Origin of the sequence: Citrobacter sp. RHBSTW-00017 (assembly GCF_013797615.1) — a bacterium.
Lineage (GTDB): Bacteria > Pseudomonadota > Gammaproteobacteria > Enterobacterales > Enterobacteriaceae > Citrobacter > Citrobacter braakii.
This window is the reverse complement of record NZ_CP056899.1, coordinates 3,414,470-3,434,563: the sequence shown is the minus strand read 5'-3', so window position 1 is coordinate 3,434,563 and position 20,094 is coordinate 3,414,470. Positions and strand designations below refer to the sequence as shown.

At 52.2% G+C, this 20,094-nt stretch carries 21 protein-coding genes; 5 read left to right on the top strand and 16 right to left on the bottom strand.

Annotation, left to right across the window (positions count from 1 at the left end):
• The 4 genes from galT to modE all read right to left on the bottom strand — a co-directional run bounded on the left by galT (nucleotide 1) and on the right by modE (nucleotide 4,619).
• On the bottom strand, nucleotides 1-1,047 hold the full coding sequence (gene galT / locus HV037_RS16695) for a galactose-1-phosphate uridylyltransferase (RefSeq protein WP_016156021.1): 1,047 nt from the start codon (nucleotides 1,045-1,047) through the stop codon (nucleotides 1-3).
• A 9-nt stretch (nucleotides 1,048-1,056) separates the two neighbouring features.
• Nucleotides 1,057-2,073, bottom strand: a complete 1,017-nt coding sequence (gene galE, locus HV037_RS16690) for a UDP-glucose 4-epimerase GalE (protein ID WP_016152323.1) — start codon at nucleotides 2,071-2,073, stop codon at nucleotides 1,057-1,059.
• A 217-nt stretch (nucleotides 2,074-2,290) separates the two neighbouring features.
• Entirely contained in the window at nucleotides 2,291-3,763 is a 1,473-nt protein-coding gene (gene modF, locus HV037_RS16685; protein ID WP_016156022.1) for a molybdate ABC transporter ATP-binding protein ModF, read from the bottom strand.
• A 67-nt stretch (nucleotides 3,764-3,830) separates the two neighbouring features.
• Nucleotides 3,831-4,619 carry a molybdenum-dependent transcriptional regulator gene (gene modE, locus HV037_RS16680; protein WP_016152325.1) on the bottom strand — a complete coding sequence of 263 codons (789 nt, stop codon included), beginning with the start codon at nucleotides 4,617-4,619 and terminating at the stop codon, nucleotides 3,831-3,833.
• A 130-nt stretch (nucleotides 4,620-4,749) separates the two neighbouring features.
• On the opposite strand from modE, the gene HV037_RS16675 reads away from it, so the two are divergent.
• From HV037_RS16675 to modC, 4 genes are all read left to right on the top strand, one after another.
• Complete coding sequence (locus HV037_RS16675; RefSeq protein WP_003023026.1) at nucleotides 4,750-4,899, top strand: AcrZ family multidrug efflux pump-associated protein; 150 nt, start codon at nucleotides 4,750-4,752, stop codon at nucleotides 4,897-4,899.
• A gap of 201 nt (nucleotides 4,900-5,100) precedes the next feature.
• On the top strand, nucleotides 5,101-5,874 hold the full coding sequence (gene modA / locus HV037_RS16670) for a molybdate ABC transporter substrate-binding protein (protein ID WP_016152326.1): 774 nt from the start codon (nucleotides 5,101-5,103) through the stop codon (nucleotides 5,872-5,874).
• Entirely contained in the window at nucleotides 5,874-6,563 is a 690-nt protein-coding gene (modB, locus tag HV037_RS16665; RefSeq protein ID WP_016152327.1) for a molybdate ABC transporter permease subunit, read from the top strand. The genes modA and modB overlap by 1 nt, the downstream gene beginning before the upstream one ends.
• A 2-nt stretch (nucleotides 6,564-6,565) precedes the next feature.
• Nucleotides 6,566-7,624 (top strand): molybdenum ABC transporter ATP-binding protein ModC, encoded by a 1,059-nt coding sequence (gene modC / locus HV037_RS16660; protein WP_016152328.1) that lies wholly within the window; start codon nucleotides 6,566-6,568, stop codon nucleotides 7,622-7,624.
• Here modC and HV037_RS16655 read toward each other — a convergent pair whose 3' ends face one another.
• Nucleotides 7,625-8,443 (bottom strand): pyridoxal phosphatase, encoded by an 819-nt coding sequence (locus HV037_RS16655; protein WP_016152329.1) that lies wholly within the window; start codon nucleotides 8,441-8,443, stop codon nucleotides 7,625-7,627.
• A 165-nt stretch (nucleotides 8,444-8,608) separates the two neighbouring features.
• On the opposite strand from HV037_RS16655, the gene pgl reads away from it, so the two are divergent.
• Entirely contained in the window at nucleotides 8,609-9,604 is a 996-nt protein-coding gene (gene pgl, locus HV037_RS16650; RefSeq protein ID WP_103283639.1) for a 6-phosphogluconolactonase, read from the top strand.
• An 81-nt stretch (nucleotides 9,605-9,685) separates the two neighbouring features.
• Here the strand turns inward: pgl and HV037_RS16645 are convergent, their stop codons facing one another.
• The 11 genes from HV037_RS16645 to HV037_RS16595 form a co-directional block, all read right to left on the bottom strand.
• Nucleotides 9,686-10,795 carry a hypothetical protein gene (locus HV037_RS16645; RefSeq protein WP_103283640.1) on the bottom strand — a complete coding sequence of 370 codons (1,110 nt, stop codon included), beginning with the start codon at nucleotides 10,793-10,795 and terminating at the stop codon, nucleotides 9,686-9,688.
• A gap of 14 nt (nucleotides 10,796-10,809) precedes the next feature.
• Nucleotides 10,810-11,586, bottom strand: a complete 777-nt coding sequence (locus tag HV037_RS16640) for a M23 family metallopeptidase (protein ID WP_233896706.1) — start codon at nucleotides 11,584-11,586, stop codon at nucleotides 10,810-10,812.
• 12 nt (nucleotides 11,587-11,598) lie between these two features.
• Nucleotides 11,599-12,396, bottom strand: a complete 798-nt coding sequence (locus tag HV037_RS24780) for an A24 family peptidase (RefSeq protein ID WP_103283642.1) — start codon at nucleotides 12,394-12,396, stop codon at nucleotides 11,599-11,601.
• Nucleotides 12,397-12,642: 246 nt separating this feature from the next.
• Nucleotides 12,643-13,623, bottom strand: coding sequence for an IS5-like element ISKpn26 family transposase (locus HV037_RS16630; protein ID WP_000019445.1), 981 nt, complete (start codon nucleotides 13,621-13,623; stop codon nucleotides 12,643-12,645).
• Between the two features lie 45 nt (nucleotides 13,624-13,668).
• The gene (locus HV037_RS16625) at nucleotides 13,669-14,646 is read right to left on the bottom strand and encodes a type II secretion system F family protein (protein WP_181500116.1); all 978 of its coding nucleotides are present in this window, start codon (nucleotides 14,644-14,646) and stop codon (nucleotides 13,669-13,671) included.
• Nucleotides 14,630-16,012 (bottom strand): ATPase, T2SS/T4P/T4SS family, encoded by a 1,383-nt coding sequence (locus tag HV037_RS16620; RefSeq protein WP_131341739.1) that lies wholly within the window; start codon nucleotides 16,010-16,012, stop codon nucleotides 14,630-14,632. The genes HV037_RS16625 and HV037_RS16620 overlap by 17 nt, the downstream gene beginning before the upstream one ends.
• A gap of 143 nt (nucleotides 16,013-16,155) precedes the next feature.
• Nucleotides 16,156-16,692: a hypothetical protein gene (locus HV037_RS16615; protein ID WP_103283644.1), complete on the bottom strand. Its 537-nt coding sequence runs from the start codon at nucleotides 16,690-16,692 to the stop codon at nucleotides 16,156-16,158.
• Complete coding sequence (locus tag HV037_RS16610) at nucleotides 16,674-17,528, bottom strand: hypothetical protein (protein ID WP_103283645.1); 855 nt, start codon at nucleotides 17,526-17,528, stop codon at nucleotides 16,674-16,676. The genes HV037_RS16615 and HV037_RS16610 overlap by 19 nt, the downstream gene beginning before the upstream one ends.
• 4 nt (nucleotides 17,529-17,532) lie before the next feature.
• Nucleotides 17,533-18,078, bottom strand: coding sequence for a hypothetical protein (locus tag HV037_RS16605; protein WP_103283646.1), 546 nt, complete (start codon nucleotides 18,076-18,078; stop codon nucleotides 17,533-17,535).
• 7 nt (nucleotides 18,079-18,085) lie between these two features.
• Nucleotides 18,086-19,528 carry a type II and III secretion system protein gene (locus HV037_RS16600; protein WP_103283647.1) on the bottom strand — a complete coding sequence of 481 codons (1,443 nt, stop codon included), beginning with the start codon at nucleotides 19,526-19,528 and terminating at the stop codon, nucleotides 18,086-18,088.
• 20 nt (nucleotides 19,529-19,548) lie between these two features.
• Nucleotides 19,549-20,004, bottom strand: a complete 456-nt coding sequence (locus HV037_RS16595) for a TcpQ domain-containing protein (RefSeq protein WP_101699843.1) — start codon at nucleotides 20,002-20,004, stop codon at nucleotides 19,549-19,551.
• Nucleotides 20,005-20,094: the final 90 nt, after the last annotated feature.

Here is a 20,094-nt window from a genome sequence, read left to right as displayed (position 1 = left end):
TTACACTCCGGATTCGCGAAAATGAATGTCGCTGACCGCACGCAGTCGCTCAGCCGCTTGTTCTGCGGTCAGATCTCGCTGGGTTTCTGCCAGCATTTCATAACCGACCATAAATTTACGCACGGTCGCGGAACGCAGCAGCGGCGGGTAAAAGTGCGCGTGCAACTGCCAGTGTTCGTTTTCTTCACCGTTAAACGGCGCGCCGTGCCAGCCCATGGAGTAGGGGAATGAGCACTGGAACAGGTTGTCGTAACGACTGGTCAGTTTTTTCAACGCCAGCGCCAGGTCAGCACGCTGCTCGTTGGTCAAATCGGTAATACGCAGCACATGCGCTTTCGGCAGCAGCAGCGTTTCGAACGGCCACGCGGCCCAGTAAGGGACAACCGCCAGCCAGTGTTCAGTTTCAACGACCGTACGGCTGCCGTCTGCCAGTTCACGCTGGACGTAATCAACGAGCATCGGCGCGCCCTGTTCGGCGAAGTATGCTTTCTGTAGGCGATTTTCACGTTCAGCTTCGTTGGGCAAAAAGCTGTTGGCCCAAATTTGACCGTGCGGGTGCGGGTTCGAGCACCCCATCGCCGCGCCTTTATTCTCAAATACCTGCACCCAGGGATAGGTTTTCCCTAAGTCTTCGGTCTGCTCCTGCCACGTTTTTACGATTTCTGTCAGCGCAGGGACACTGAGTTCTGGCAGCGTTTTGCTGTGATCGGGGGAGAAGCAAATTACGCGGCTGGTACCGCGCGCGCTCTGGCAACGCATCAACGGATCGTGACTGTCCGGCGCGTCCGGGGTATCGGACATCAGCGCCGCAAAATCATTGGTAAAAACATAGGTCCCGGTGTAATCCGGATTTACATCACCGGTAACGCGCGTATTGCCAGCACACAGGAAACAGTCCGGGTCATGTGCAGGCAGTACCTGCTTAGACGGGGTTTCCTGCGCCCCTTGCCACGGGCGTTTGGCGCGATGCGGTGATACGAGGATCCACTGCCCGGTGAGCGGGTTAAAACGGCGATGTGGATGATCGACAGGATTGAATTGCGTCATGATTGGTCCTTAATCCGAATATCCTTGCGGGTGGCGTGACTGCCAGTGCCAGGTGTCTTGTGCCATTTCATCCAGTGTGCGGGTCACGCGCCAGTTAAGCTCGCGATCGGCTTTGCTGGCATCTGCCCAGTAAGCCGGAAGATCGCCATCACGGCGCGGGGCGAAATGGTAATTAATGGGTTTACCGCAGGCTTTGCTGAAGGCGTTGACCACGTCCAGTACGCTGCTGCCGATGCCTGCTCCGAGGTTGTAAATATGCACACCCTGTTTGCCCGCCAGTTTTTCCATCGCGACGACGTGGCCGTCGGCGAGATCCATCACGTGGATGTAGTCGCGAACGCCGGTGCCATCTTCAGTTGGGTAGTCGTTGCCAAATATGGCAAGGGACTCGCGGCGGCCCACGGCAACTTGTGCGATGTAAGGCATCAGGTTGTTGGGAATACCTTGCGGATCTTCCCCCATATCGCCCGACGGATGAGCACCAACCGGGTTAAAGTAGCGCAGTAAGGCGATACTCCAGTCGGGGTGTGCTTTTTGCAGGTCGGTCAGGATTTGTTCTACCATCAGCTTGCTTTTGCCGTACGGACTTTGCGGCGTGCCGGTAGGGAAGCTTTCAACGTAAGGAATTTGTGGCTGATCGCCATAGACGGTCGCGGAGGAACTAAAAATGAAGTTTTTCACGTTGGCTGCGCGCATTGCATTCACCAGACGCAGGGTGCCATTGACGTTGTTGTCATAGTACTCCAACGGCTTGGCAACCGATTCTCCAACGGCTTTTAAACCCGCAAAATGGATGACCGTGTCAATGGCATGATCGTGCAGAATCTCGGTTATCAGCGCTTCGTTACGGATATCCCCTTCCACGAAGGTCGGCTGCTTGCCACCTAAACGCTCAATGACGGGCAAAACGCTGCGTTTGCTGTTGCAGAGATTGTCCAGGATCACCACCTCGTGACCGTTTTTCAACAACTGCACGCATGTGTGGCTTCCAATGTAACCGCTACCACCTGTAACCAATACTCTCATAATTCGCTCCGTTAAGCCTATGGTATGCAATAACCATAGCATAACAAAGATGCGAAAAGTGTGACATGGAATAAATTAGTGGAATCGTTTACACTCCATAAGTTTCACGCATTTTTAATGGTTATTTTATTTTAAATCATTATGTTAGGTTGCTATTTCAGCGTTTGTCTGAAAAAAAGCAGAAAAAAAGGGCGTGATAAACGCCCTGCAATGAAAACTAACGCAGAGACGTTAGTCGATAGGCGTAGATGTCGTTCTCGGGCACAAACTCCAGTCGATGGGTTATGCAGGCTGGGGCATCTTCGGCGTGGTGAGAGACGAACAGCAGTTGAGTTTCACCTTCACCGATTAGCACATCCACAAAACGGCGAATCAGTTGGCGATTGAGCGGATCTAACCCTTGCAAAGGCTCGTCAAGGATCAACAACGTCGGGTGTTTAACCAGCGCGCGAACAATCAGTGCCAGCCGCTGCTGTCCCCAGGAAAGACTATGAAATGGCGCATCCGCGGTACGTTTATCGAAGCCAAGAATATCCAGCCACTGTTGCACCAGCTTGTGCTGCCTGTCGGAAACGGCCTGATAGATGCCGATTGAATCAAAATAACCAGAGAGAATAACGTTGCGAACTGTGGTACTCACCCGGTAATCCAGATGCAGACTGCTGCTGACGTAGCCGATGTGTTTTTTGATATCCCAGATAGTTTCACCGCTGCCACGGCGACGGCCAAACAGGGTCAGGTCGTTGCTGTAGCCCTGAGGGTGATCGCCGGTGATTAAACTGAGCAGAGTTGATTTTCCCGCACCGTTGGGGCCGACGATTTGCCAGTGTTCCCCCGGATTTACCTGCCAGCTCAAATGGTGAAGGATAGGGCGATCGTTATACGAGACCGTGCCATCGTTAAGCACAATTCGCGGCTCGTTATCTGACAACGTACGGCGCACCGAAGGCTCGTCCGGTTCAGGTAACTGAATTCCTTCCAGCCGCTCGCTATGGGCAAGCTGAGCGATTAATGCCTGTTGCAGAAGGTCGGTTTTTGCGCCGGTTTCTGTCAGTGTGCAATCGGCAAGTACGCCAGCAAACTGCACGAATTCGGGAATCTCATCAAAGCGGTTAAGTACCAGCACCAGCGTAAAGCCGGCCTGATGCAACTCAGCGAGCAGTTCTGCTAACTGACGGCGTGACGCTACGTCCAGCCCGTCAAAGGGCTCATCAAGGATCAGTAAATCCGGCGCGGACATTAACGCCTGACAGAGCAGGGTTTTGCGTGTTTCACCGGTGGAAAGGTATTTGAAACGCCTGTTGAGCAGGGAAGAAATGCCAAACTGCTGCGCCAACGCAGCGCAGCGGGCGGTATCGTTGACCTCATCCTGGATGATTTCGGCGGTGGTGCGCCCGGTGTCGTCTTCACCGGGACTAAGAAGATCGGTGTTGTTTCGCTGCCACTCGTCGCTGACTAGCTTTTGTAGCTGCTCAAAGGAGAGTCGGGTAATACGCGTGAACTGACAGTGGCGCTCGCCTTTCAGAAGCGGCAGCTCACCCGCCAGTGCGCGGGCCAGCGCGGATTTCCCGCTCCCGTTAGCGCCAACAAATGCCCAGCTATCACCCGCGTTTAACGTCAACGCATCTAACTGGAGCGTTTTTGTGTCGCTAAGACGAAACGTGCCTTGCGAAATTTGCAATGATGACATTTTGTATCCCATTATTTGCAGCGATTAATAACAGGGATACGTGTTCTTCAGGCTGATGTCAATCTACTCAGCACAGCGTGGCGATAATCACTCTGTCTGCATTAAACCAGGCGGTGACGTTAGCGCCTTCTTGCAACGTTGCGGCGTCTTGGGCCGGAACGGTGGCGCACAGCGTCTGGCCGTCTGGCAACGTCATCAGCACTTCACACTGTTCCGCACCGCGTTCAATATGGCTAATCGTGCCTTGCAACTGGTTATCGGCGGCCTGAGCGATGGCGTCGTCCTGAGTGATTCCCACCCACGGCGCTTTCAGCAGAATCAGTACTTCTTTGCCTTCCTCAAGACCCAGACGCTCGCCGCTTTGCGCAGTGATCGCCACTTTCAGGCGCGTTTCGCCATCGGCCAGCAGGACGTCGACATGCTGCTGGACCTGATCGTGGTCGCGGGCGGTGATTGTGCCAAACCATTGGTTACGGGCGCTGGTTTGCAGTGAAAATCGAGAGATAGCCGCCAGCAAGCTATTGAGCGGTAGCGCATCGTCATCGCTCAAAACATCAAAGGCTTTTTGTTGGATCTGCGCCAGCAAATCATACAACTGAATTAAGCGTTGGCCGTAGCGTGTTAATACCGCGCCGCCGCCGCCTTTGCCGCCGGTGGCGCGCTCAACCAGCGTCTGCTCGCTGAGTTGGTTCATTTCGTTAATCGCATCCCAGGCGCTTTTGTAGCTAATACCTGCATCCTTCGCGCCCTGACTGATGGAGCCGGAAAGCGCAATATGCTTAAGCAGAGAAATGCGACGGGGATCGGCAAACAGTTTTTGCTGAAGTTTCAGCGTAAGAAGGATTTCGGCCTGCATCACAAGCTCCTGGCAAAAAAGGGTATTGTGACGGAAAACCGTGCCTGAGCAAAGCCGACCGCACAAAAGGGGAGTGCTTTTCTGCGTTATGTGGTTAGAATACAGCTAAGGACTACATCTGGAGTTGACCATGTTAGAGTTATTGAAAAGTCTGGTATTCGCCGTAATCATGGTACCTGTGGTAATGGCCATCATTCTGGGTCTGATTTACGGACTGGGTGAAGTGTTCAACATTTTCTCCGGTATCGGTCAAAAAGACCAGTCCAGACAGAATCATTGATTCCCCAAACGCCCGCTCAGTCGGGCGTTTATATTTTTTACACCTTCCAACCCGTTTTCTCTGTCTACCGTTTCTCAAGATCCTGCTTTCCCTGCCGATATTTTCTTCGTGTAACCTCAAATTGGTATCAATAACCACTGGGAAAATCCTGGTTTACTCGTTATATTTGCGACTACATAACGAAACTCAAAGGAGTTACAGATGGCACGTACATGGTTACGCTTGTTTGCCGGGGCAACACTTTCTCTTACTGTTGCCGGGCATGCGCTGGCGGATGAAGGAAAAATTACTGTTTTCGCAGCGGCTTCACTGACTAACGCGATGCAGGATATTGCGACGCAATACAAAAAAGAGAAGAACGTTGATGTTGTCTCCTCTTTTGCGTCTTCTTCCACGCTGGCGCGCCAGATTGAAGCAGGCGCACCGGCCGATCTGTTTATCTCTGCCGATCAGAAATGGATGGATTACGCAGTAGACAAAAAGTCGATTGATACTGCCACGCGTGAAACACTGTTGGGTAACAGCCTGGTGGTTGTCGCACCGAAAGACAGTGCGCAGAAAGACTTCACCATCGACAGCAAAACCAACTGGACCCGTTTGTTAAATGGTGGGCGTCTGGCCGTTGGCGATCCGGAACATGTTCCGGCGGGCATTTATGCTAAAGAAGCGCTGCAAAAACTGGGGGCATGGGATACCCTGGCCCCGAAACTGGCACCTGCCGAAGATGTGCGCGGTGCGCTGGCGCTGGTAGAGCGTAACGAAGCGCCGCTGGGGATCGTTTATGGTTCCGATGCTGTCGCCAGCAAGGGCGTAAAAGTTGTTGCGACTTTCCCGGAAGATTCACACAAAAAAGTGGAATACCCTATCGCAATTGTTGATGGGCACAAAAACGCAACGGTCAGCGCGTTCTATGATTACCTGAAAGGACCGCAGGCTGCTGAAATCTTTAAACGTTATGGATTTACGACCAAGTAATGATACTGACCGATCCTGAATGGCAGGCCGTTATACTGAGCCTGAAAGTTTCTTCCCTGGCTGTGTTGTTTAGTCTGCCGTTTGGGATCTTCTTTGCCTGGCTGCTGGTGCGATGCAAGTTCCCGGGCAAAGCGCTGCTCGACAGCGTTCTGCATTTGCCGCTGGTACTGCCGCCGGTCGTGGTGGGCTATCTGCTGTTGGTCGCCATGGGACGCCGCGGATTCATTGGCGAATGGCTGTACGACTGGTTTGGCATTACCTTTGCCTTTAGCTGGCGCGGTGCGGTACTGGCTGCGGCGGTGATGTCTTTCCCGCTTATGGTGCGGGCTATTCGTCTGGCGCTGGAAGGTGTCGATGTCAAGCTGGAGCAGGCGGCCCGCACGCTGGGCGCTGGACGCTGGCGCGTATTTGTCACGATTACTTTACCGCTGATGCTACCTGGCATTATTGTCGGTACGGTGCTGGCGTTCGCGCGTTCCCTCGGGGAATTTGGCGCAACGATTACTTTTGTCTCCAATATTCCTGGCGAAACCCGCACTATCCCGTCGGCGATGTATACCCTGATCCAGACCCCCGGCGGCGAAAGCGCGGCGGCAAGGTTATGTATCATTTCTATTGTGTTAGCGCTGATTTCACTGCTGATTTCTGAATGGCTGGCGCGTATTAGCCGTGAACGGACGGGGCGGTAATCATGCTGGAACTTAATTTCTCCCAGACGCTGGGGACGCATTGTCTGACGCTCAACGAAACGCTGCCAGCCAGTGGGATCACCGCTATTTTTGGCGTTTCCGGCGCGGGTAAAACCTCGCTGATTAACGCCATCAGCGGCCTGACGCAGCCGCAGTCCGGGCGCATCGTGCTTAACGGACGGGTTTTGAACGACGTCGAGAACGGTATCTGTTTAACGCCCGAAAAACGCCGGGTGGGCTATGTTTTCCAGGATGCGCGCCTGTTTCCGCATTATAAAGTGCGCGGCAACCTGCGTTACGGTATGGCGAAAAGTATGGCCGGACAGTTTGATAAGCTGGTGGCCCTGTTGGGCATTGAATCGCTGCTTGACCGTCTGCCCGGTGGTCTTTCTGGCGGTGAAAAACAGCGCGTAGCCATCGGTCGGGCGCTGCTTACCGCGCCGGAACTGTTGTTGCTTGATGAGCCGCTAGCTTCGCTGGATATCCCGCGTAAGCGCGAACTGTTGCCTTACCTGCAACGCCTGGCGCGTGAAATTAATATTCCGATGCTGTACGTCAGCCACTCGCTCGATGAAATCTTGCACCTGGCAGACAAAGTGATGGTGCTGGAAAACGGGCAGGTCAAAGCGTTCGGTTCGCTGGAAGATGTCTGGGGCAGCAGCGTGATGCACCCGTGGCTACCAAAGGAACAGCAAAGCAGCATTCTGAAAGTCAGCGTGCTGGAACATCATCCACATTACGCAATGACTGCACTGGCGCTTGGCGATCAGCATCTATGGGTCAATAAGCTGGATCAACCGCTGCAAACTGCGCTGCGTATTCGTATTCAGGCATCTGATGTTTCGCTGGTGCTCCAACCACCGCAGCAGACCAGTATTCGTAACGTGCTGCGGGCGAAAGTCGCGCAGTGCTATGACGATAATGGTCAGGTGGAGGTTCAGCTTGAAGTGGGCGGTAAAACGCTGTGGGCGAGGATCAGCCCGTGGGCCAGGGATGAACTGGGTATCAAACCTGGCCTGTGGCTGTACGCGCAAATTAAGAGCGTGTCGATTACCGCGTGATTACAGCAGGTGGGAGTAAATAAATTTCGCGATGCTGTCGGTGGTGTTGTCACCAATTACGATGTTGGCGCGGGCTTTGACCGCGTCGTCCGCATTACCCATCGCCACGCCGGTACCTGCGGCTTCCAGCATGCTGATATCGTTAAAGTTATCACCAAAGGCAATGACGTTTTCCATTGACCCGCCCTGTGCTTCAATCCACTGGGTAAGGCGTCGTCCTTTGCTGTTGCCTTTACGGGCAATGTCGACCTGATCGTGCCAGGACCATTCACACTCCAGCCCCAACTGTTGTTCAACATGCTTACCAAACTGCTGCAGTTTCGGAATATCTTCGTCGGTGAGGGCAAATTTCCAGACGGCGTTAACGTCATGTGCAGCCTGCGCCAGCGAAGGCACCTGGGTGAAGGTAGGGCGCTGTTCCGGCGGCAGGGTTTGCGCCCAGTTAGCGGTACGCACCACATGCCCGGTTGGGCGCTCATACAGCATGGCCTCATCCACATACATCAGCCCGTGGATCTGATGTTCATCCAGCATTTCGATCAGCTGTAATGCCTGGTTTACCGGAAGGGGATCGGATTCCAGTACCGTTTTTGCCTGATAATCATACAAGTAGGTGCCGTTGCAGCAAATTGCAGGTGTATCCAGCGCCAGTGCCTGATAAAAAGGATGAATAGCAACGTGATGGCGACCTGTGACAATGATAAGTTGGTATCCTGCTTCTCTGGCGCGCGCGAGCGCTTCAAGAGAGGAAGGCAGCAAGGTTTTTTTCGGGGTCAACAGGGTACCGTCTAAATCCAGGGCAATCACGCGTGCGGTCATAGTTATTTCCAGATTAAGGTTGAGAATTTTATCTGCTGGAATGGTACACCGAGACGGGAGCCGGACAAAATTCTGCGCCTTAATTAAGCATTCACCGTTAAAAGCGTCTACCTTAGGCGTGTGTCAGGCAATTGCAGCCACCTGCCAAAAAGCAAAGGAGTATTCATGAAGCAAACCGTTTATACCGCCAGCCCTGAAAGTCAGCAAATCCACGTCTGGAGCCTGAATCATGATGGTTCTTTGACGCTGACGCAGGTGGTTGATGTGCCGGGTCAGGTACAGCCGATGGTCGTCAGCCCGGATAAGCGCTACCTCTATGTTGGCGTGCGCCCGGAGTTTCGCGTGTTGGCTTACCACATTGCGCCTGATGACGGTGCGCTGACCTTCGCGGCGGAGTCTGCGCTGCCGGGTAGCCCGACGCATATTTCTACCGATCATCAGGGACGTTTCGTGTTTGTCGGCTCTTATAACGCCGGGAGCGTGAGTGTCACGCGTCTGGAAGATGGCCTGCCGGTGGAACAGGTTGACGTGGTTGAAGGTCTGGACGGCTGCCACTCGGCTAACATCTCACCGGATAACCGTATCCTGTGGGTTCCGGCGTTGAAACAGGATCGTATCTGTCTGTTTGAGGTAAGCGATGATGGACATCTGGAGGCGCAGGAACCGGCAGAAGTGACCACCGTTGAAGGTGCTGGCCCGCGTCATATGACGTTCCATCCGAATAAGCAATTTGCCTACTGTGTGAATGAGCTGAACAGCTCCGTTGACGTCTGGGCGCTGAAAGATCCGTACGGCAAGATTGAGTGTGTGCAGACGCTGGATATGATGCCGGCTGATTTCACTGATACCCGTTGGGCAGCGGATATTCACATTACACCGGATGGTCGTCATCTGTACGCCTGTGACCGTACCGCCAGCCTGATTACGATCTTTAGCGTGTCTGAAGATGGCAGCGTGCTGACCAAAGAGGGTTTCCAGCCTACTGAAACTCAGCCGCGAGGGTTTAATATCGATCACAGCGGTAAATACCTGATTGCTGCCGGGCAAAAATCGCACCATATCGCGGTGTATGAGATTGCTGGCGAGCTGGGGCTGCTGGCAGAGAAGGGGCGTTATGCGGTGGGTCAGGGACCGATGTGGGTCGTGGTGAACGCCTACTAACGCCATCAGTCAGAGCAGGAAAAGCCTGTTCAAAGATAAAAGCGAGGTTTACATCCGTGTGAACCTCGCGGGGAAAATAAGTTATTTCAACGGATAAATACACTTAGCATCGGCCCAAGGGAAACATATTAAATCCGTCTTTTCTAATTGAAAATAAATCCCCGTGTCCTCAGGTGTGTCCCAGTCTGGGTATTGAGAATTATAGAAAAGCTTCACCTTGAGAACGTCAATATTTGTGAAATCGATTTCATCTGCATTACCATGAATAGACGTATTACCGACATCCCAATATCCATCCGTATCGTTATTGGGGGGCGTCGAAGGGAAAGTAGCCGCAAACATTTCCATCCCCATTCCTGGTTTGGCATGCCTATCCGTTCTTAATATCTTCATTTTCTTGCCCTGCCCCGTGGGAACATATTTCACAGCCGCAATAGGGAAGGTATAAAAGGCGTCCTTTTTAAACATTGTCTTATTTGTATGCTGGAAACCAATGACTTCAATAACGAGATATTCCAGATCGTTACTTGATATAAGTATGTCTTTAGGGACTTGATGTCCATCCTGGCCACCGCAGAATCGACTGCCTGCTTTCTCACAGGGGGCTTCGCTTTGGGAAAAAAAGATCGCTGAGAGCCGGACATTAGGATCGTCCACCTCATCCTGCTTATTCGCCGGTGGATACTCGTAACCGCCATAGCGATGTCTAAAGAACCGTGTCGCTCTTTGAAGTTTATCGGGGACCTTGCCCTGAATATAAATACCATTGTCAATCTCGAGATAACTATAAAGCAAACCTTCAAGGTGTTCTGACGAAGCCTCCGAATTACCTCTAAGTTTGTCTCTACCGTTATCACATTGCCTTTCCTCTTTAAATGGACAACGCGGTAAATTTGGTGCAGTAACACTAAGATTATTACGACCTTTATCCTGATCGTACCCTTTCGTTTTCCAGTACACGTTCACGCCAAACGATTGTATAGCATCAGTACTAAATTGCCGACTAAACGTCTCTGCCGTTACCCGAACGGTAAAATAATGCGGCCCCAGCGAGGCCGACGTGCGTTTCAGAAAACCAAAATTTGCACTGAGGTCGTCTCCTGAATTGGGAGCATTATTCGAAGATATTGCACTTGTGCTAAAAAGCAGCATTGCCGAGATCAGCCCTGCCGATAAAACAGTCCTTTTCATTTGTCACTCCCTCTTTATGCGACGGAAATAATCTGATATTTGCCACTGCGCAACAGCACGACCTGATAGTCGCCAAACACCATACTGCCTGGTGCCACGGTGCGCGTTTTGTTGTTAAACCGGACGGTAATCCGGGTTCCGCCCGGTCCCTGAGAAACCAGCACCACCCGAGGCTGAGCGTCGGATTTTTCTTCCGTGGACGCCCGCCCGGCGCGCGCCAGCATCGGGGTGTTGTTCAGCAAGGGCTGCGGGTCGAGCGCCACGCCCCGCCAGGCAATTTCCAGATGCAGATGCGGACCTGTGCTAAAACCGCTGCTGCCGGATGCGGCGATCTCTTCGCCCGCCGTCAGCTTTTCGCCCTTACGCACCCGCGCAGAGGCGAGATGAAAATAGCGGCTCAACCAGCCGTCCGCATGACGGAGAGTGATAAAGTACCCGGTGCCGCGACCGTAGCCGCTCTCCACCACTTCGCCGTCGGCAATTGCATGCACGCTGCTGCCGAATGGCACAGGAATATCCATGCCTTTATGCTGCATCATGCGCCCCAGCACAGGGTGCAGGCGTTGTCCAAATCCTGAGCTGATCTGGCGCTTCGCCACGGGCCAGATAAAGCGTACTGGGGCGTTATCATCATCCACCGCCGCAGCGCTGGACGGCATCCTCAGGTTCTCTTCTGACCACATTTGCGCCGCCTGTAATGACGGAACGAAAGCCTGCTGCCAGGCCTGCTCGCAGCTGGTCGTCGCCAGCGGCGACATTGTCAGCCATATGCTCCATATCAGACACGACACGATCGACCCCCGTCAGAGCAGCAGTAAAAACGCGACCAGCGCGATAGCCGGACCGAACGGAATATAAAAGCGATGTTTGTCATCCTCTTGCGTATAAAAGAACCGCACGCAGGCGTAAAACAGCAGCCCGGCCAGCGCCGAAAAGCAGAGTAATTCCGGCAGGCGCTGCCAGCCAAGCCATGCCCCGCAGGCAGCGTAGAGCTTGACGTCGCCGTAGCCCAGACCGTCGCGTTTGCAAAATGTCTCCCACAGCTTCATCACGCCCCACAACAGAAGCCAGGCGGCGGCGACGCCATAAACCGCGTCCTTCACCCGCACCATGGAGTACCCCGATGCAGCAAGCAGTAGCCCGCCCCAGAGCACGGTGAAGACCAGCGCGTCCGGCAGAATCAGATGTTTAAAATCGATAACCGCCGCGCTGTAGAGCACCATAAACAACAGCGCATATGCCAGCGCGAGCTGAGGAGACCATTGCGGCAGATAAAACCAGGCCAGCGCCCCCCATACCAGCCCCATCGCCAGTTCAGAAACCGGATAAATAACCGGGATCGCAATGCCGCACTGGCGGCATTTGCCCTTCAGTAACAGCCAACTGAGAACCGGAATATTATCCCAGGGCTTAATATCCGATTTACAGGCAGGGCAGTGCGACGGCGGCCACCACAAATTAACAGCCGCCCCTTCTGAATCATCCTCATCTATCACGCCAAGCATCAGCGGCAGACGATAAATAATCACGTTGGCTAAGCTGCCAAACAGCAATCCAAGTGGGATAAAAATAGCCACCATCCATGGCATTAACAGTTCCATGATTTAATTTTCCTAAAAAGAACCGCTGGCGCCCATCGCCGCCAGCTTGTCGCTGAGCGCAAACAACGCGGCAAAAACCCAAATAACGCAACCGCCTAAGGAAGGTGCGAATAAGCAGGTCATTTCTTCCCAAGCTGACTCGCTGATTAAAATTTCGCGGATCTGGGCCGATTTTTTTCCCGCAAACACATCGAATCAGCCTATTTAGGCTATTTTTTCCACCATTTCTGGCGTTATTTCCGGTTTTTACTGAGATCTCTCCCACTGACGTATCATTTGGTCCACCCGAAACAGGTTGGCCAGGGTGAATAACATCGCCAGTTGGTTATCGTTTTTCAGCAGCCCCTTGTATCTGGCTTTCACGAAGCCGAACTGCCGCTTGATGATGCGAAACGGGTGCTCCACCCTGGCACGGATGCTGGCTTTCATGTATTCGATGTTGATGGCCGTTTTGTTCTTGCGCGGATGCTGCTTCAAGGTTTTTACCTTGCCGGGACGCTCGGCGATCAGCCAGTCCACATCCACCTCGGCCAGCTCCTCGCGCTGTGGCGCTCCTTGGTAGCCGGCATCGGCTGAGACAAATTGCTCCTCTCCATGAAGCAGATTACCCAGCTGATTGAGGTCATGCTCGTTGGCCGCGGTGGTGACCAGGCTGTGGGTCAGGCCACTCTTGGCATCGACACCAATGTGGGCCTTCATGCCAAAGTGCCACTGATTGCCTTTCTTGGTCTGATGCATCTCCGGATCGCGTTGCTGCTCTTTGTTCTTGGTAGAGCTGGGTGCCTCAATGATGGTGGCATCCACCAAAGTGCCTTGGGTCATCATGACGCCTGCTTCGGCCAGCCAGCGATTGATGGTCTTGAACAATTGACGGGCCAGTTGATGCTGCTCGAGCAGGTGGCGGAAATTCATGATGGTGGTGCGATCCGGCAGGGCGCTATCCAGGGATAATCGGGCAAACAGGCGCATGGAGGCGATTTCGTACAGGGCATCTTCCATGGCACCGTCGCTCAGGTTGTACCAATGCTGCATGCAGTGAATACGCAGCATGGTCTCCAGCGGATAGGGCCGTCGGCCATTGCCCGCCTTGGGATAAAACGGCTCGATGACAGCGGTCATATTCTGCCATGGCAGAATCTGCTCCATGCGGGAGAGGAAAATCTCTTTTCGGGTCTGACGGCGCTTAGTGCTGAATTCACTATCGGCGAAGGTGAGTTGATGGCTCATGATGTCCCTCTGGGATGCGCTCCGGATGAATATGATGATCTCATATCAGGAACTTGTTCGCACCTTCCCTAATATCAGCGTGGAGAGCGCTCTTAATAACCCGGAAAGTTTAGTGATATATTCCCGAATGTGTTCACGTGATTTATTCGATACCGCCAGCAGCACCTCATTAAACGAAGGTAGCGCGGCGTAAAGGCTGATATTGAGCAGCGTTTCCGTGTTCAGTAAACCCGAGTTGAGCGCTTCACCATAGCTGACGCCCGCCGCCATTTTCTTCTGCATCCCGGCCAGGTGCCAGCGCAGCCAGCGGCTGGAGTTCAGGCTAATAATGCTGAGCGCATCGTTGAGCGGAATGCCGTTTTTTAACATCAGCGCCAGGTTGTTGAGAAAAATAGAGGCAGTCAACTGCTTATACGTTGAGAACGGCATAATTCGGTCAAGAAACTGATTACGAATATTCCCGGTCATTTTGCCCATTGCTATTTTGATCACGGTAACCAGCGCAATAAAACCAATGAGGATATATATCCACAGCCCTTTACACAGCGCCATCCCAAAAATATAGAGCGCGCGGGTGACGCCAGGCCATTTCTCAACGGGTACCACGCTTTCAAAAGCCGGGAACACCTTATAGGCATAACCCGCAATTACCACCAGCGACAGGACCAGCATAATGAGCGGGAAGGTGATGGCACCGACAATTTTCTTGCGCAGCTCGTCGTTATAATTAATCACGTTTACCAGGGTGATAAAACCGTCGGCAAGGCTGCCGCTGCGCTCCGCCGCGTTAATCACGCTCAGTTCAGATTCAGGGACCAGCCCCTCGAAAACCATCGCAATGGAGGTGGTTTTCGCCATTTTGCTTGTCAGATCTTCCAGACGTTTAGCAAATCCTTTGCCGAGCAGTTTTTCTCCTTCCGCGCGTAATTTTTGCAACGCGTCATATAACGGAAGTTCAGCGTTAATCATGTCTGCGCAAAACTGATAAAGATAAATACGCTGTTTCTTACCGAATTTTTTCAACTATTACCTCCAGCTCTTCCTGAACGACTTGCCCAAACTCCATTTGAAACCAGGTCGCGCACACGCGTCCCTGAAGTACCGCCGCCATCGTTTTTTCTTTAATTTCGAATCCTTCGCTCAGGCCGGTCTGTTTTAATCGCTTCGCGCGCCAGACGGTATAAACTTTAAGCCATTTCTGTTCAGCAATGGCCTCCAGCTCGTCATACACCGGCAGCAAATACTCCATTACCAACTGGCGTCCGCCAATACCGGTGTGTTTGCAGGCCGGACAGCCTTCAGCGTTTTTTTCATAAAGCTGGAACTCACGTCCCTTAATGGCGGTGGTCCGTAACGACGTTTTACACTGCGGGCACAGTACAGGTATTAGCTTCTGGCACTGTAAGCCCGCAATAAAACCCGGCGTTGAAAGTTTATCGCTGGTAATCCCGAGCGCGGATAAGCGTTGCAATAACGAAACGATGTTGCCTGCGTGCACGGTGGTAAAGCAGTAGTGACCACTTTCCACCGCCCCGGCCAGCGCGTTAGAAGAGATATTGTCGCGAATTTCCCCTACCATCAGTACGTCCGGGTCGCGACGCAGCGAGGATTTGATCGCTGAATGGAATCCTCCGGATTCGCCGCTTAATACCGAACTTTGCGTCGCGCCATAGATCTGATATTCGACCGGATCTTCTACGGTCAGAAAACAGCCACGATTGTCGTAGCGGTTGATCTGCATCCACTCCATCAGATTTTTCAGGGTGGTGGATTTTCCCGAACCGGTTGTTCCGGCAATAATATAAGCCCCGTAGGGGTTACTCAGGATCCTTTTGAGGTCGCTAATTTCCTCATCGGAAACGCCAAGCTTATCCAGGCTCGCGACGCTGGCTCTGTCCAGACCCGATGGAATAATTCGCAATACCGCGTGATAGCAATCGCTGGTCTCGCCAAATATTGGATAGTGCGCATAGCGGAAGCGGTAGCTTTTCCCCGCCAGCGAATAGAGGATATTGGCGTTTTGCGCAATATTGCGGTTCCAGGTGGTGTCGCGGGTGCTTGCCTCAACGTTGTAGAGCACGAACACCAGCTCATCGCAGCGTGACGCCTTCATCTGTATAAACGGACAAAGCACGCCGTTAATGCGCAGCTCAATATTCGCCACCATATCATTACGGGTGATGTGCAAGTCGCTGGCCTTCAACGCCACGGCCTTTTTCAGCATCTCTTCCAGCGCAAGCTGTGTGTTACTGCTTTCCTGCTCAAGCAGCTTACTTCCTGCCGACAGCAGCTGTTCTACGATCAGGTAATAATTTTTCTCAGTAACCTGCGCTATTCCCTTAACCTGAATATTATGGGAAACCTGCAGGCGGTGGCACACCGCCTGCATTGGCGCCAGATTATCAATCAAAGGCGTGGATACCAGTAACCAGGCTTCATCCGCATGTTCAGCAACCAGAATATCGCCGTCATACTCCTGGAATTGCCACTCCTGAGAATGAATGTTCTCCTCGTTAAACTGGATATAATCGATCACTTACCCACAACCTCGACCGTCACGTCATTTGCCTGGTTATGACGCGCAATATAGTCATAACCGCCGTAGCTAAAACGCTGATTCAGCGGCACCATCTTCACGCCGCCGTCGGCGCCGGCAATCGCCACGCGTTTTTGACCCGCGATTTCGGAAATCAGCAGCGGCCGCAGCCCAGGCGCAGATTCTGACGTTGCTCCTGGGGAAGCGCTAATATAATCCATTGTGCTGGCGGTGCTCACCGGCATAACCGCCGCGCTACCCTCCTTTTTCTCACCGCGCAGCTTACGCAGCTCGCTGCGGACTTTTTCCAGCGCAAGCTGATTCACCAGCTCACGGTACTGGCTCTCGAAGTTGAAATCTTTTTCTATCATCTCAACAACGTGATCCTGCATCGGCGATACGTCGCTTAACGGTGGCGTGCCTTTCGCTTGTACAACCTCCTGCGCAGGGATGATTTCTGCCGTATCTGCGGCGTAAAGAGCAGGTGAAAGCGTCAACACTATTCCCGCAATAATTAATTTCCCTTTTTGCATGCCAGTCCTCCGGTAACAAGCGTTGATTTTTCATTGAATACGATTGATTTGATAATAAACGCGTCGGCAAAGGGTTGTTTATTCAACACCAACGACACGCCTGAGAAATCCATTTTGGTCGGTGAGGTGATCGTCCAACCGACGAACAGCATGCCGAATGACGTTACCGCACTTTTCAGCTCGCTTTCATTTTTCTCGACGGCAGAGGAGGGCATCCCCGTTAATACCAGTTCAGTATTTCGTCCGCCTAATGAGTTCCAGGAGCTGATATAACTTAATACATCGGTACAGACCGGCAGATTGACCGTATTTTTGCTCTGCCAGGCGCTGAACCACGGATGTTTATTCATCCCGGACTCAACGCCCGTATAGTCCAGCGTGTTTTTTGAAAAACTGGGCGACCAGGTTTTGCCCCAGAGATTAATATCGGCCACGCTAAATATCCGCCCTGGATTCAGCGCATAGCTGAGTGAACAGCCCGTACTGGTACATTCAATACTTTTTGGTGCAAAGCCCACCTGCGACAGTTTTTTATTCGCCAGCAAGAGCTGCTCCAGCAGCAGGCTGGCATCAGAAATACTGCCGCCCGTGAGCGAGTTGCGATAAAAATCTTCAATAGCTTTGATTTTTTGCTGGCGGGCAGCCTGTTCAGCTTTAATTTTAGCCAAACGTTCCTGCTCCGGTTTCCAGATAAAATAGTAATAGCCCGACCCGCCGCCGCCAGCCAATAAAATAAGTAGCGTAACGACCCAGACGATAATTTTACCGCCTCGTCCGGTAGGTGCGCCCCCTATATTACGACGCTTCCAGAAATAGAGATTTTCAGAGACCGCCACGTTCTCATCCTTTTATAAATAATTTCAGTAGTGTCATAAACACCAGTAAAAATACGATGCCGCCTGCTATCAGAGCGCCGATCATCATCTGTCGCCGCTTTTTCTGCCGCTGCTGATGTCCAGTACAGCCTTCAATCACCGCCTCAATGTGCTGTTCCGTTAACTGAATTAACGGTAGCTCCGCATACTGTGGCGATTCTTTCAACTGCTCTTTCAGCTTCATCCAGAAGCGTCTGGAGACCAGACGATCGCTGCCCGAAACGGGAACACCGTGCGAGATAATCAGGAAATAGCAGCTTTCCACCTGCTCGTAATAATAAATACCGTCACCGTACAGAGCTTTCATCCACAGGGCGAAAGGCTCATATAAGGTGGAGTGTTTAGTACAGAAACCCGTAACCATTTCCCCTTCATCCGACAGGACCGTTAACTGGCGATGGGTTCGCCGTAAATGCGCCAGCCAGTCAAGATAATAAGGTTCGTGAGAGGCGGGCTCGTAGCTCCAGACCAGATCAATTAATACCCGATTTTCTGATAAGTGCTTAAGCATGATGCCCTCAGCGGGTCTGGGTTGGGGCACGGTAATTATCAATACCGACTACCATAACCACGGTTTCGACATGATCGCTGTTGGTAACCGAGCCTGCCAGCACCGACCATCCCTGACCGTCAGAATCCTCTTTCGCTTCGTACTTGCTGACCAGCAGCAGGCTACCCGGCGTAATTGTGGAAATGTTAAACATTTCCGTCGTGCTTACCGACGGCAACTGAACTTCATCAAAGGTATCGATTGAGTTGAGGTAGCGCTTGGTAAAGCCGCTGGCCACTTCAATTCGCCCGTCGGTTAAGATACGCGGGGTAAGAATAAAGCTGGTGCCGGTGACCAGTTCCGTGGTTTCCACCTCCGTGCTGACGTCTCCTGAATTGGAGTCTTCTTCCCTGGTACGGCTGGAGACATAATATTGCGACGTGGTCATGTTGAGTGGAATAGGGATGTTATTACGGGTAATAAACGAACCGCTCTGGATCACCTTACTGCCGGTGAGTTCGTACAGGGCATCCAGTTGAGAGCTGATATTCATATGCTGATTGGTCCAGCCTGCGGTTAAGCCGCCGGAGAGCTTCATCAGCATTTCTGAGCTGTCGATACCAAAAGAGGAGGTCCCGTCGTTGAAGGTCATATTGACCCCACCGCCCAGCTCTTTCGTTTTGCGCTTATCAAGGGTAAATATTTTGTAAGTCACGACAAACTGACGGGTATTATCCGCCTGGAATTTCTTCAGCGACTCATTCAGCGCGTGATACTCCGAAGGACGCGCGGTGATCGTCAGAATCGAGGCGTCTTTAAAAATGCTGTAAACGCCGCTGGAGACGAATTTTTCCGCCATATCCTCAACGTCGTCCCAGAAGCTGGATTCAAATTTGGTTTCGGCTTTGCCTTTCAGACCGCCGCCGGTAGTGGCTTCATTACCGGACAGGTCGAGACTGGTCTCAAACTTGTTGTCTTCGCCGTAAAAATCCAGCTTCAGCACATAGTTCTGGAAATAAGAGACGACCAGCACGCCGTTGTTATCCAGCAGTGGATTCACGTCATACAGCGCGGAAATATAGCGGGTAAATTCCTCAAACGTTCCGTTGAACTTAACGCTGCGGAACTCCGGTTCCCCCGCATCCGATTTTCCACCGGGAACGGAAGTATTAATACGGTAGCTAATACCGGTTTGCGCGGTTACCGCCTCAAGGATTGTCGCCAGATCGGTAGGCTCGTAAGACTGAATACTCACCTGCTTACGCAGCAGCGCCTGTTTACGGGAGTTATATTCAACCTTTTTGCCCAGATAAGGCTCATTATATTTCATATAACCGGTCGTTTTCATCTCATCCGGAGTGGTCGGGTTGCCGGTTTCCTGCTGGACAATACTTTTATCGTACTTGGTATCAATAGACGTACAACCCTGAAGAGCCAGCGTCAACGCCAGAAGCGAAACTTTAATTTTCATAGCATTATTCCCTTGCTTAATTACTGCTCATCAATGATCAGTACGTTATTCGCCTGGTAGTCTTTAATCACCAGCCCGTAGTTTTCTGACGTAAATACTTGTCCAAGTTTAACCAGCACATCCTGTATTGATTTACCCTGCAAATGAATTGCCTTGTAAATAACAAAATCAGTTGAGCTGTTCCAGAGCAGCTTATAGCCATTTTGCTGCGCCCATTTTGTGAGCTGCTGGCTTAATAACTCCTCTTCCAGTAAATCAATTTTTATTTCCACTACTGGCGCACTGACAGGTGCGACGCTTTTCACCGTATCATCCCCGGAAAAGGGATTTCGCGGCGTGGTTGTACTTTCTTTCACTGGCGTGGTGGTTAACATCCCTGCGTCAATTTTTTGCCCGGCTGGTGCGCTGGCGGCAAAACTTCCCTGGCTGCCTAATAATGCGGACACGGCAGCCCCAATTATCCATGTTTTTTTCATCTTACTCTTCCAATGATTAATAGGTGATTCTTTCATGGTCCGGAATATCAAGTTCATTGTTGTAGATTCAATTGGTCAACGCAACAGTTA

Coding starts and splice junctions, on each gene's coding strand:
- HV037_RS16595 (WP_101699843.1), bottom strand. CDS start 20,004: ATGAAAAAAACATGGATAATTGGGGCTGCCGTGTCCGCATTATTAGGC.
- HV037_RS16655 (WP_016152329.1), bottom strand. CDS start 8,443: ATGACCGCACGCGTGATTGCCCTGGATTTAGACGGTACCCTGTTGACC.
- HV037_RS16675 (WP_003023026.1), top strand. CDS start 4,750: ATGTTAGAGTTATTGAAAAGTCTGGTATTCGCCGTAATCATGGTACCT.
- pgl (WP_103283639.1), top strand. CDS start 8,609: ATGAAGCAAACCGTTTATACCGCCAGCCCTGAAAGTCAGCAAATCCAC.
- HV037_RS16630 (WP_000019445.1), bottom strand. CDS start 13,623: ATGAGCCATCAACTCACCTTCGCCGATAGTGAATTCAGCACTAAGCGC.
- HV037_RS16645 (WP_103283640.1), bottom strand. CDS start 10,795: ATGAAAAGGACTGTTTTATCGGCAGGGCTGATCTCGGCAATGCTGCTT.
- HV037_RS16620 (WP_131341739.1), bottom strand. CDS start 16,012: ATGCAGGCGGTGTGCCACCGCCTGCAGGTTTCCCATAATATTCAGGTT.
- HV037_RS24780 (WP_103283642.1), bottom strand. CDS start 12,396: ATGGAACTGTTAATGCCATGGATGGTGGCTATTTTTATCCCACTTGGA.
- galE (WP_016152323.1), bottom strand. CDS start 2,073: ATGAGAGTATTGGTTACAGGTGGTAGCGGTTACATTGGAAGCCACACA.
- HV037_RS16605 (WP_103283646.1), bottom strand. CDS start 18,078: ATGCTTAAGCACTTATCAGAAAATCGGGTATTAATTGATCTGGTCTGG.
- HV037_RS16600 (WP_103283647.1), bottom strand. CDS start 19,528: ATGAAAATTAAAGTTTCGCTTCTGGCGTTGACGCTGGCTCTTCAGGGT.
- modE (WP_016152325.1), bottom strand. CDS start 4,619: ATGCAGGCCGAAATCCTTCTTACGCTGAAACTTCAGCAAAAACTGTTT.
- galT (WP_016156021.1), bottom strand. CDS start 1,047: ATGACGCAATTCAATCCTGTCGATCATCCACATCGCCGTTTTAACCCG.
- modB (WP_016152327.1), top strand. CDS start 5,874: ATGATACTGACCGATCCTGAATGGCAGGCCGTTATACTGAGCCTGAAA.
- HV037_RS16615 (WP_103283644.1), bottom strand. CDS start 16,692: ATGCAAAAAGGGAAATTAATTATTGCGGGAATAGTGTTGACGCTTTCA.
- modC (WP_016152328.1), top strand. CDS start 6,566: ATGCTGGAACTTAATTTCTCCCAGACGCTGGGGACGCATTGTCTGACG.
- modA (WP_016152326.1), top strand. CDS start 5,101: ATGGCACGTACATGGTTACGCTTGTTTGCCGGGGCAACACTTTCTCTT.
- modF (WP_016156022.1), bottom strand. CDS start 3,763: ATGTCATCATTGCAAATTTCGCAAGGCACGTTTCGTCTTAGCGACACA.